General features: G+C 43.8%; 10 protein-coding genes. 7 read left to right on the top strand and 3 right to left on the bottom strand.

The features are described 5' to 3' along the window. Positions 1–98: 98 nt before the first annotated feature. Positions 99–1,073 carry a Gfo/Idh/MocA family protein gene (locus tag BM528_RS11860; protein ID WP_071979997.1) on the bottom strand — a complete coding sequence of 325 codons (975 nt, stop codon included), beginning with the start codon at positions 1,071–1,073 and terminating at the stop codon, positions 99–101. Between the two features lie 557 nt (positions 1,074–1,630). Here BM528_RS11860 and BM528_RS11850 point away from each other — a divergent pair. Genes BM528_RS11850 through BM528_RS11840 form a run of 3 tightly spaced genes read left to right on the top strand, consistent with a single transcriptional unit; the run spans position 1,631 to position 3,739 of the window. Then, positions 1,631–2,239, top strand: coding sequence for a FlgO family outer membrane protein (locus BM528_RS11850; protein WP_420809560.1), 609 nt, complete (start codon positions 1,631–1,633; stop codon positions 2,237–2,239). Positions 2,240–2,243: 4 nt separating this feature from the next. Next, positions 2,244–3,008, top strand: a complete 765-nt coding sequence (locus BM528_RS11845; protein ID WP_071979994.1) for a FlgO family outer membrane protein — start codon at positions 2,244–2,246, stop codon at positions 3,006–3,008. Positions 3,009–3,010: 2 nt separating this feature from the next. Then, entirely contained in the window at positions 3,011–3,739 is a 729-nt protein-coding gene (locus tag BM528_RS11840) for a FlgO family outer membrane protein (RefSeq protein ID WP_071979993.1), read from the top strand. A gap of 124 nt (positions 3,740–3,863) precedes the next feature. On the opposite strand, the gene mnmC is transcribed toward BM528_RS11840, so the two are convergent. After that, the gene (mnmC, locus tag BM528_RS11835; protein ID WP_071979992.1) at positions 3,864–5,990 is read right to left on the bottom strand and encodes a bifunctional tRNA (5-methylaminomethyl-2-thiouridine)(34)-methyltransferase MnmD/FAD-dependent 5-carboxymethylaminomethyl-2-thiouridine(34) oxidoreductase MnmC; all 2,127 of its coding nucleotides are present in this window, start codon (positions 5,988–5,990) and stop codon (positions 3,864–3,866) included. Between the two features lie 457 nt (positions 5,991–6,447). Between mnmC and fabB the strand changes: the two genes are divergently transcribed. Then, positions 6,448–7,662, top strand: a complete 1,215-nt coding sequence (gene fabB, locus BM528_RS11830; RefSeq protein WP_071979991.1) for a beta-ketoacyl-ACP synthase I — start codon at positions 6,448–6,450, stop codon at positions 7,660–7,662. Between the two features lie 104 nt (positions 7,663–7,766). Here the strand turns inward: fabB and BM528_RS11825 are convergent, their stop codons facing one another. Further along, entirely contained in the window at positions 7,767–8,447 is a 681-nt protein-coding gene (locus tag BM528_RS11825) for a Crp/Fnr family transcriptional regulator (protein WP_071979990.1), read from the bottom strand. Between the two features lie 94 nt (positions 8,448–8,541). On the opposite strand from BM528_RS11825, the gene BM528_RS11820 reads away from it, so the two are divergent. From BM528_RS11820 to BM528_RS11810, 3 genes are all read left to right on the top strand, one after another. Further along, positions 8,542–9,297 (top strand): class II aldolase/adducin family protein, encoded by a 756-nt coding sequence (locus BM528_RS11820; RefSeq protein WP_071979989.1) that lies wholly within the window; start codon positions 8,542–8,544, stop codon positions 9,295–9,297. 92 nt (positions 9,298–9,389) lie between these two features. Beyond that, positions 9,390–10,598, top strand: coding sequence for a 4-phosphoerythronate dehydrogenase (locus BM528_RS11815; RefSeq protein WP_071979988.1), 1,209 nt, complete (start codon positions 9,390–9,392; stop codon positions 10,596–10,598). 190 nt (positions 10,599–10,788) lie between these two features. Next, positions 10,789–11,805: an aspartate-semialdehyde dehydrogenase gene (locus BM528_RS11810; RefSeq protein ID WP_071979987.1), complete on the top strand. Its 1,017-nt coding sequence runs from the start codon at positions 10,789–10,791 to the stop codon at positions 11,803–11,805. Positions 11,806–12,376 lie beyond the last annotated feature (571 nt).

Raw genomic sequence — 12,376 nt, 5'->3', positions numbered from 1 at the left:
GTGAGTATCTTAAGGCTAATTCGCCAGTTGCAGATTGGCTCTTAAATTCATCAAGTTTCAGAGCGTAAACCCTTAATGAAAAAGTGCCAGGCTTCGAATTAAGTCCATTGATTAATGTTGTTGCTAATGCTGTGCAAGCGTTCTTGAAACCTTCGAGATACTGCAAATGACACAACATCAGACTCATGGCTTTTATTGAGTATGTTCTGGCATGCATGGCTTATTTCAAATTCAAACCCACTGCCTTTGCGATTATCTGCAAAATGATCTTCTTTATCGAGTCCCTTGAATAGTGTGCATTCTGTTGCGCGCCAAAAGTCAGGTATTTTTATTGTCCCCTTTGTGCCAATAAGTAACGCATCATTACCTAAATTGCTCTTAAAGCTGCTGTGCAACAACGACACAGATTTACTATTTTTGTACATCCACAATACGTCATTATCGGCGCCATTTGGCGCTACATCGCAGTGTAACAAAATAGGAGGCGTGTCGGTGTGATTGAATAAAGCATCAAATGCTGCTGGGTAAATGCCCATGTCTAATAGACAACCGCCACCGAGTTCTCGGGCATATTCTCGGCTGGTTGCAGAGTAGGGCATAGTAAACCCGAAGCTTGCTTTAGTATGAATTAATTCACCTATTCTACCGGCAGTAACCCATTCAACTGCCTTATTAATTGCGGGTAAAAAATACGTCCACATGGCTTCCATAAAAAAGCGTTCTTCTACTTGAGCTACGTTGATAATGCGTTCTAAATCTTCAGGTGAAGTCGTGACAGGTTTTTCACATAATACATGTTTGCCTGCCTTTAGCGCTGCTATAGCATTGTCGGCGTGAAGGGTATGTGGCGTGGCAATATAAATAGCATCAATATTTGAGTCGTTTAACAGGTCTTCGTAGCTACCGTAAGCGTTTGGAATGTCGAAGTTTGCAGCGAATTTTTGCGCACTGTCAAGCTGCCGCGAGCCAACTGCATATAAGTTGGCCTGTGCACAATGAACAATGTCTTTCGCAAATGTGTGAGCAATTCTCGCGGTTGAAAGTATTCCCCAATTAACAGATGTTTTTGGCATATGTTTAGTCCTTTTTTACTTATCAAATAATTGAAATTCGATAACCTCGTTTATCAAACTATAGAAACACGTTGATCACACAATGCCAATACATTGTCTAAACGCTGTCTACTTTAAAAAGATTAGTTAAAAAATAAGAGCTGAGCCTTAGTTCGTTTACGGTATTTCTTAGGTGTCTCGGCGGCACTGTTGGGTAGAACGCCAAGATAAAAAGGCGGCAACTATCTTCCGCTTTTAGACCTGCTTTAGTCGCTCTGCGTCGTTCAATTATCAAATAGGTTACTTTTAACTGCATAGTGAAAGCTTTCTCTACCCTTTGAGAGTGCGTAAGCACAAGCGTCTCTAACTTTAATAAATAACCTAGCACCAATACTCTTTTTAATGCCTTGGTGTAAAACTTGCTTAGAATGGAGTAAATAATGCAAAAATAGTATGGCCTAGCGCACTGTTTTGGTTTGTTAATGCTGCTTTTTTGACAGATTCCAGAAAACAGGAATATTTCTTTTTCAATACGGCGCTTCATTTGGAAATATATTATGTTTAATCCGCTAAAATCTATGGCGTGCAACGTTGTCACATTAGTTGCTGCAACATCTATGGTCTTATCAGGGTGCTCATCGTCATCAACAGACAATGCGCAGAGAATTCAATCCGACCCATCAATCTCTGCATTAGGCAACGTAGAATATTATACCTATATGCTTGCAAACGAGTTGTTTGCAGATGTGCGTGCGGCAAGGCAATCTCGTTATGCCGTGGTAGGCTTCGTGCCCGTGGACAAAATGGAATATAGCCCAGAGCATCAGCATCCTCTTATGTTGTTAGGGCATCAACTTGAGCAGGGCATGATGACTGAGGCCACGAAAAGAGGCTTTTCTACTCAAGAATTTAAGTTATCGAACGATATAATTGTAAGTGAAGAAAGCGACAGAATACTGACACGAGACATTGAAAAGCTCTCTAGTATCGAGCGTGTCGATTTTTATATCACAGGTACCATGGTCTATCAGGAATCTGGAGCTATGGTAAACGCGCGTATCATCGATGCCCGAAATAAAGATGTAGTTGCTGCTGCAACCCGTTTCTTTCCCGCGGAAATTTTTTGGCAGCAAGAGCAAGTCACTACTCGTAATGGCATGTTGTATAGAACTGAAGGTGTAAGGTAAGCCCATGAAAAAAATGAAGACTACAATAGCGCTTATGCTATCAGCATCGTTCCTCACCCTCAGCGGTTGCTCCATGATGATGGACGACGAAGAGGTTGCAGAGCAAACGCCAGTTCGTCCCTCAATGAATGTAATTGATATTACCGCGCAAGATCGTGCTCCCGCCAAGCGAGCACCAAATGATGAGGAAAGCGAAGATCAAGGGATGGACGCTTATGGTGCTATTGGCCAGCCGCCGCTTTACTCAAGTGTTCAAGGTGCCTACAAAGGTAGGCCGCTTACCAAACACATTGGTGATTATGTAAAGAACATGACCCAAGACCTCATTGCGAATATGGAATACGTGAACACAAAAACCGCTATTGGCGTAACGCATTTTGCGTTGTTAGATACCGACCTTCAGCAAACGGATTTGTTAGGCCGTCAAATGGCAGAATCATTTGTTCACGAACTACATAAGTTTCGTGTACCTGTTATCGATTTTAAAGCTACCGAGTATATCCGCATTACTGATGCAGGCGACTTTGTATTAAGTCGAGATTATCTTGAGCTAAGCAGTAGCTTGCCTATTGAATATGTACTCACGGGTACCATGACCAAGCACCAGGGTGGGGTACTGGTTAATGCTCGCATTTTAGGTATGGAGTCGCGGGCAGTGGTTGCCAGCGCACAGATGTTAGTGCCATTTTATGTGGTTGATGCACTCATTCCCAGTGACGGAAGTGAGCGAAGCGGAATGCGTGACGGCGTGAAGTTAAGTCGGGGCTAATTATGAACCGAAATATTCTTTACTCATTAGCAGCACTTGTTAGCATTACCTTGTTATCGGGCTGCTCTAGCACAGATTCGATAGGATCGTTTTGGTTAGGGGAAGACGGCGAAATAAGGCACGACTCTAAACCAGTCGCTGTGCCCAATCGTTCAGGGCTTGTTTACACACCAGATTCTAGAGATAGAGAGTATCAACAGCACATAGCAGTCGATCCCGGCTACAAAGATCCTATTAGAAGCGGTTTTTTCCCAACGAAAACCCACAAAGCGTTAAATGACTATGCAGCGCAATTGGCCATGGAACTCATGGACAACAACACGCGTTTAACCCATCAACACGCAGTTGGAATTGCTAGTTTTGTTCGCCTAAATGCGGGTCTTAACGACAGTACAGTTTTGGGTAACCAACTATCTGAATACCTGATTACCGAGTTACAAGACTTTGGTCTTGCCGTTGTCGACTTCAAGCTTTCAAGCGGTATCACGGTCACGCCTCAGGGCGATTTTGTTATGTCGCGCAGCAGTCAATATCTGGCAAAAAGTGTTGAAATGGACCACGTTGTAACTGGAACCATAATAGAGGATGACAGGGGCGTTCGTGTTAACGCTAGAATTGTGTCGCTTGAGAATAAACAGATTGTGGCTAGCGCAGACGTATACATTCCGGCTTTTATCGTTATGGATCTCAATAAAATGGCGCGCGTCACTCCTGCAACGGTTCAAGACTAGATCTAAATAAGAATTATGCAAGAGACAGCAAGTGTCGCTCATTAGCGTTCACTAGCGCACTCTCCGACCTTGCTAATTTTTTGACAAGCGCAACCTACATTTGTTGCGCTTAGCCCATCAAACATTACATATTGCCGCGAATAGCCTCTCTCACCATAAACCGCGATGTATTTACAGCATTTAGCAAATCGTTGTTCAATGGCAATGGCTCTTGAAGCAACGAACTTACCAACACTTCGGCCATCAGTGGGGCTGTAGTTAATCCTCTAGAACCCAAGCAACTTAAGGTCGATACGTTGCCGTTTGGCAGTGTTTTCACCTGATTTAATGGCTTACCTATAGCCAAATCGGCATAGTCTGGTTTCAGTGCCGTGAAGTTATGCAGCGCACCAACAACAGGCTGATGATCTGGAGAGCCAAGCCTTGTTGCCGCTCTAGCTGCATTATCGTGATTAAGCTGACTGACAATATCGGTATGAGCAAGCGCTTGTTCGTGAGTGCTAAGATTCTGTTGAGTTTCTTCTTCTCTAGGCTCTACATTTAAGTCATCTTTTACGTAGGTAGAACCAAGAGCATGTCGTCCGTCCATAGCTGGAGTCATATATCCTTTATGGCACAGTACTGTTTTGAGTGATGCAATAGGCGATTGAGTGGGGATGGCTTCAACTTGTCCGCGCACGGGCCTTAGTGGCAAACCCTCGAAGGCTTCCGAATGTACTGCACCAGCTCCTAGTGCTAACACCAAATGATCTGCATAAATACGTTTACCACTTTTGAATACAACTTCCGTCTCGCCAGCCTCTGACGTTTTATTGCAACGCTCGAAAATATGGTTAGGTTTCAGCGTTAACAGGCCAGTTGCCGAGGCCGAATCGACAATGTCGTTTACCAGCGTTGGCGGAGAGAGCCACCCACCACTTGGAATATATAAACCTTCATAGGGCAGTGTTAAACCTGCAATATCACTGAGTTCTTTGCTGTTTATATGCCTTATTAGCTCTGGGGGCCAAACATCGTTGTTGATCAATTTAGTTTGGCGCGTCTCCACTTTGTCGTTAAAGCTTAATTGAACAACGCCGCAAAAATCATGTGTATTTGAACTCGATGCATCTTTACGGCTTGCTGCCGTATCAGAATCTTCAACGGCGGCAAAAATGCCGTCGTAGTAACGTTTAGCGTATAAAAAGCTATGGGCTTGAAGTCGGCTAGCAATGCTGGCTTCACTGTGAAGTTGTGGGTAAAAGCCGCCTTGAGGGTTACCTGATGCACCCTGAGCAAGAGTGTCACCATCAAAGCATAGGGTAACAGATACACCGCGCTTTGTTAGCGCTAGGCACACAGTTGCCGCGGCTAGACCAGAGCCTACCACTACCACATTGCTAGAGGAGCAAAGCGGCGCAGTGTTATAGCGATAGTAAGGGCCTTCCGGCTTTCGCAGCTTCGACTTTATTGTTTTCAGCGACTCAGAAGCAATCGAGCTGTGCTCTGACATTTCGGTCGTTGGGGTGTCATTGTTTACATTAGCATTAAAACTTCCCGTCAGCATATCTCGTTTGCGGCCAAAGCCTGGGCGCTTTTTGATAGTAAACCCAACGCTCGCTAAACCGCGTTTCACTATGCCGGCTGCGGTAAACGTACCGAAGCTTGTGCCGTCTTTGGATAATCTTGCCATCTGCGAAAAGAGGGTGTCTGTCCACATGTCCGGGTTTTTACTAGGGGCAAAGCCATCTAAGAACCATGCATCCACAAGCCCGTCCTCAGGACTATGCCATTGAGGAAGCAATTGATGTACGTCGCCAATCCACAAATCTAACGTTGTGGCATAATCCTCAAAATGTAATCTATGACAGCCATCAAGACCCATTGGATAGACTTTTGTAAGCGCACTTACTTGCGCCCCAAGGGAAGGAAAACTTGATAGCGCTTGTTCAATATCCTTTTTGGGCAATGGAAATTTTTCAGTGGTTAAGAAATAGAGGTGTTTTAAGGGATGTTGCGGGTTTGCTTGTCGAAAGGCATTAAATTCGCTCATTACTACCAAGAAATTGAGACCTGTTCCAAAACCTGTCTCGGCAATTATGAAATTAGGTTTGTTCCACGATGTCCAACGTTGATGCAGATCGTTTCCTTCGATAAATACATGCTGTGTTTCATCAATGCCACTGTCATTAGAAAAATAAACGTCATCAAAATGATCGGCAACGGGCGTTCCGTTTTCATTAAAATGTACTTGTGCATGTTTAGGTTTCACTACCGCATTTACCTCTTTTTTAAACAGACGTTTGGGGGGATTTATATTATCGAGAGTTTTTTTGCAGTGATTGTTTCAACGTCGGTCTATTAAAGCCCCTTATGACCACTCACTTTTTTCGTACTAGGGCATTGCAATAGTACTGACGCTATTCACTGTCAGCATATTCTACAAGGCCTCTAATCACTTTTCTGTAAAACTTTTTAATTTGTAACGCTCTTGCGCATATAGAACTAATGCTTCTGCTATCCGTGATACCTTAATAACGAGTTGCGGCGAATAAAAGCGCGTTCTCAAAGAATCAATGACAAAAAGTTAATGCCTAATTATAAAAACGTTACATAAAGAGAACCGCTTTACGGGTGTAAAAAGAGTCAGTTTTGTGTTGAAGTGCAAAGCAGACCACTTTACGACGTAAAATCGTTAACATATGCCGCATCAACGCAAAGGGTAAACTATGAGAAGAGCAGTTATCACCGGTCTTGGTATTGTATCGAGCATCGGCGTAAATAAAGAAGACGTACTTGCATCGTTAAAAGCAGGTAAGTCTGGAATTACATTTTCAGAGCAGTTCGCCGAAATGGGCCTTCGCAGTCAGGTTTGGGGCGATTTAGACATTGATTTGAAAGAGCATATCGATCGCAAAGCCATGCGTTTTATGGGCGATGCTGCGGCGTATGCATACGTCGCAATGCAGCAAGCTATTGCCGACTCTGGACTTGAAGAGAGCGATATTTCAAATGAGCGCACGGGCATTATTGCGGGCTCGGGCGGTGCGTCGTCTGAAAACCAAGTTCTGTCTGCCGATATTCTTCGCGAAAAAGGCGTTAAGCGCGTAGGGCCTTACATGGTACCGCGGTGCATGGCCTCTACAGTTTCAGCCTGTTTAGCAACGCCGTTTAAAATACGCGGTGTAAACTACTCAATCGCATCTGCGTGTGCAACAAGCGCACACTGCATTGGAAACGCATTAGAGCTTATACAGCTTGGTAAGCAAGATGTTGTATTTGCAGGTGGCGGTGAAGAATTGCACTGGTCTCTTTCAAGCCAGTTTGATGCTATGGGTGCACTAAGTTCAAAGTATAATGATAACCCTTCGGTAGCGTCGCGTACCTACGATGCTGCTCGTGATGGTTTCGTCAGTTCTGGCGGTGGCGGTATGGTTGTCGTTGAAGAACTTGAGCATGCGCTTGCTCGCGGTGCCACCATTTATGGAGAAGTTGTAGGCTATGGTGCAACTTCAGATGGTTTCGATATGGTAGCTCCATCAGGTGAAGGTGCTATTCGATGCATGAAAATGGCCATGCAAAATGTGAACGGTCCTATCGATTACCTGAACACGCATGGAACATCAACGCCGGTGGGTGATGTTAAAGAGCTAGCAGCAATTCAAGAAGTGTTTGGAAGCTCTGGTGTTCCCATAAGTGCAACAAAGTCTCTTACTGGGCATGCACTGGGCGCGGCGGGTGTAAATGAAGCAATTTACAGCTTACTGATGATGCAAAATAACTTCATCGCACCGTCAATCAATATAGATACATTAGACGACGCAGCACAAGGCTTAGACATTGTTACCGAAGCGCGAGACGCTCAGCTAAATACGGTGATGTCTAACAGCTTTGGGTTTGGCGGTACAAACGCAACCTTAGTGATGCAGCGTTATCAAGACTAAAATGAGACGTTAGTTTCATTACAAGTTAAAAACGAAACAAAAACGATTATAAGCCCCAGCCGTTGCAATTAACGCTGGGGCTTTTTGTTTAGTCGCATTGAAGGTTAATAGTTTTTAAACAGTTCACTGGGCTGTGGAATAGTTATTTTTCCATAATGTCGTTTTACTAATCCCTCATTCTGAAGTTCGCCTAGAAGTTTATTCACTGTTTGCCTACAGCTATTTATCATTTGAGCCAGCGATTCTTGAGACAGCGTAAGCGTGATAGCACTGTCTTTGGGAATGTGTTGCCCGTAGCTGGTGGTAAGCATTAATAGTCTTTTCACTAATTGATGCTTCAAACTCAGCCCAGCGCTTGAATCGATGAATTGAAATGCACTTCTTACTCGCGCACACAGTAACGCTGTGAAATGAGGATAAAGCTCTGGAAACTTTCGCAGTAATTCATTGAAAGCGCTTTTAGGAATAATGGCAACTGTGCTGTCTATTTCACAAACGCTATCATGAGTTCGGGGGAGGTTGTCGAACATAGATATCTCACCAAACCAGGTGCCGGGGCCTAACAGCGCCAGCAACATCTCACTGCCGTCTACGTTTACAGTAACAATTCTAAGTCGTCCTGCACAGATACCATAAAAACCAACACCCTCTTCACCTTTGGCATGTAGCTGCTGACCAGATTTTAAATGCTTAATTCGTACTTTGCTCAACAGTGCTTCTTTTAAATGGCCGGGTAGGGAGCTAAACCACGATGAACTTGCTAAAACAGACCTGAAATTATTCATTTAACAAAATGCTTACAATGTCGTTAAGGCGACAGTTTATCTTTGTTTTCAACGGTAAGGTAGAGCCAATTCATATTTTTGTAAGGGGTAAATAATGAGTGATTCTGTAAAGTCTCAAGTGAGCGAAGAAGAGTGGCAGACACGGGGCGATTTAGCGGCTTGCTATCGTGCTGTTGCAATGTATGGCTGGGACGACCTTATCTTTACTCATATATCCGCTCGGGTTCCAGGGCCAGAGCATCATTTTCTGATTAACCCATACGGCATGATGTTTGACGAGGTAACTGCCTCTAGTTTGGTGAAAGTCGACTTGCATGGCAATAAGGTAATGGAGAGTGAGTACGATATAAACCCAGCTGGCTTTACCATTCACAGCGCGGTGCATGAAGCTCGCGACGATGCGAAGTGCGTACTTCATTTGCATACCGCAGAAGGCGTTGCTGTGTCTGTGCTTGAAGATGGCCTTCAGCCTTATTCTCAGCAGTCTCTATTTCCTTTAGCGTCGTTGTCTTACCACTCTTATGAAGGCGTAGCGCTTAATCCAGATGAAAAGGTACGTTTGGTGCGAGATTTAGGCGATACCCAATTTATGATTTTGCGAAATCACGGCCTGTTAACTTGCGCAGACAATATTGCAGACGCTTTTTTGTTTATGTTTATTTTACAGCGCGCCTGTGAAATACAATTAAAAGCCCAGGCAACCGGACAAAAACTTATTCCAATCCACTCGGCAATTTTACAAGGCATTCGTGAACAAGCTGCCCAGGTAACTAAGCAGGCCGGTGGGGCACTCGCTTGGCCCGGGATCAAGCGTCGTGTGCAGAGACGTTTTCCTGGTTTTGACGAGTAGCCACTAAAAAATCTTCATTCTCACAACACGAGCACAAGTTTAGCCCGCTTAATTGGGTTACTAACCGCCTAATTTGGGTTAAACTTAGTGCCATGAAAATACTTCTTGAAGACACTATACCTTTTGGCCAGCGTTATCTCGATGACATAGGTGAGGTTCGCACGTATGCGTGGCAAAACATAACGCCAAACGATCTCATCGACATTGATATACTTGCCCTTCGCAGCACCACAAAGGTAACGTCTGAATTACTCACAAATGCCAATAAACTGCAGTTTGTGACTACCGCCACAGCAGGTACAAATCATTTAGATAAGGGCTACTTAGACAGCAGTGCCATTGCGCATAGTTCAGCAGCAGGTTGCAACGCAGTTGCTGTGGCTGAGTACGTGTTAAGCGTATTGCTACACGCGCATAAAACTAAAAAACTCGATTTGTATCACTCTACAGTAGGCATTGTAGGTGCCGGAAACGTGGGAACGGCGTTGACGAGGTTACTTGACGCATTGAGCGTTAATTACATGCTGTGCGACCCTTTGAAAAAAGAGGCGGGGGATAAGCGCTCTTTTGTTGAAATGAACGATATAGCGCAGTGCGATATTATTACTCTCCATGTACCTTTTGTTAGCAAAGGGCCTTACCCAACAGAAAACCTGATAGGTGAAGGGTTTCTCGATAAGCTTGGCGCACATCAGCTGCTTATTAATGCTTGCCGCGGCGAAGTAATCAATGAGGCCGCCTTACTTGCGCGGTTTAATAAACCTAGCCCGCCAGTTTTAGTATTAGATGTTTTCGATAATGAGCCTAACATTAATACAGCACTGTTTAACCATTGTTGGTTTGTCACGCCTCATATTGCTGGACACTCCGTAGAGGGGAAGGTGCGCGGAACTCAGATGATTTATGAACAGATTTGCGAGCGAGCAGGTCTGCCAGCCACGAAAAAACTGTCAGATTTTCTAGATAGTGTACCCCCTCTAGCCGTAGCGCTACAAAATCCAACTGCAACTAGGCTATCAGTTGAAGATCTTATTAACGTTTTTCACCGTGTGTATAACGTTGCTGTAGACGATAATGAGATGAGAACGGCCATTGCCGATAACGACGGTGTTCATTCCGGCGATGCAGGTTTAAATGTGGGGGCTCACTTTGCCTCATTACGGAAAAACTATCGAGTAAAAGGTCAAGAAAGGCGAGAGTGCAGTGCGCACACCTTATTACTGCCAGCAAACACCAGCAAAGAAATTCAGAAAACCTTTAAAGATTTAGGCTTCTCTGCTCAGTTAATTCAGGCAGGCTAATTCAGGCAGACTAATCCAGGAAGGCTAATTAAGAGACAGTGGAACAGCCCATTAAGAAACTTAGCAACAGGGTTTAGTTTAAATTTAAAAGGCACAAGCACTAAGCGAGCCTTTTGTAGAGTATAAAATTCATAAATTTCGATAAGCCTATTTTAGGCTTACACATTCATTTTTAGGAGAAAACAGTATTATGTCGCAAGCGTTTGATGTTGCAGTTCTAGGCGCAACAGGTTTAGTTGGGCAAACTATGATTGAGCTTTTAGAAGAGCGTGGTTTTCCAATTAATCGTCTATATCCTTTAGCAAGTAAACGTTCTGCAGGCAGCACCGTTACCTTTAAAGGTGAAGAGATCGAAGTAGAAGATGCAGAAGCCTTCGATTGGTCTCTTGTTCAGTTCGGTTTTTTCTCAGCGGGTGGCAGTATATCAGCCAAATATGCTCCGCTAGCAGCAGATGAGGGCTGCATAGTTATCGACAATACATCGGAATTTCGTTACGAAGCTGACATTCCATTAGTGGTTCCTGAAGTAAACGCCCACGCCCTAGCCGATTTCCGTAATCGCAATATTATTGCCAACCCTAATTGCTCAACTATTCAAATGATGGTGGCGCTTAAACCTATTCAAGATGCGGTGGGTATATCGCGGATTAATGTAAGTACTTATCAGTCTGTCTCGGGCGCAGGTAAAGAGGCCATGGAAGAGCTTGCAAAACAAACTGCTGGCTTGCTTAATGCTAGAGAAGTAAAACCCGATGCGTTTAGTCGCCAAATTGCTTTTAACGCAATTCCGCAAATTGATGCGTTTCAAGAAAATGATTACACCAAAGAAGAAATGAAAATGGTGTGGGAAACGCAGAAAATAATGGGTGACAACTCGATTTTGGTTAATGCAACTGCGGTGCGCGTTCCGGTATTTTATGGTCATGCTGAAGCTATTCACCTAGAAACGCATTCTCCGATTGATGCAGAGCAGGTTAAACAGTTACTTTCAGATGCTCCTGGCGTTACGTTATACGAGGGCGCAGAACAGTTTCCTACACAAGTAAGCAGTGCTAGTGGGAACGATATGGTTCATGTTGGAAGAGTTAGAAATGATATTACTCATCCTTGCGGGATCAATATGTGGGTTGTATCAGACAATATTCGAAAAGGCGCAGCCACAAATAGCATTCAAATTGCAGAGACACTTATTCGCGACTATATGTAAAAATTGGTCGCACAATTTATTCATATTGTCCTGTTAAAGGAGTAGCAGGGCTGCTAGGTTGTTGTAACGATAAGTAAAAGATAAACATTTTTAGTTTCTTGCCGATATGAATCTATTGGCAGGGGAATCAAAAGAGCAGATGAGCCAACAGATTAGCTAAATGGTTAAATGGGCAAATCAGGTGAGTTGGCAAGGCAAAGTGCATTTGAACGATGTGACGGTCTTTGTTAATGCTTTTGTTTAAAAAGCGCCGTAAAACGTACTCGCTAACTAGATTGCCTACCACAAGTGGTTTATAGTTTGAGGATGTTGTTTTTAAACATACGAAAAGTAACACTTGGTCAGACACTTAGCTTAGTTTCATGCATCCCCACGAGATATGCGGAAAGACTTTTGAGGTGTATAGGCTAAGTCACAGGTAAGCGCGCTTAATTTGCTATCAAAATGACGGCAAAGAGTAAGAAAATAAAAACAAAGCCAACGCAGGCGACTTGTTTAGTCGGCCAAATATCAGTTGGCATTAAAATACATCAACCTTTAAAGGTGGTATTTACGCTTGAGGGCATATAGG

This window comes from Alteromonas sp. RW2A1, from assembly GCF_001886475.1.
Classification (GTDB): Bacteria; Pseudomonadota; Gammaproteobacteria; order Enterobacterales; family Alteromonadaceae; genus Alteromonas; species Alteromonas hispanica.
This window is presented reverse-complemented; position numbering and strand designations above follow the sequence as displayed.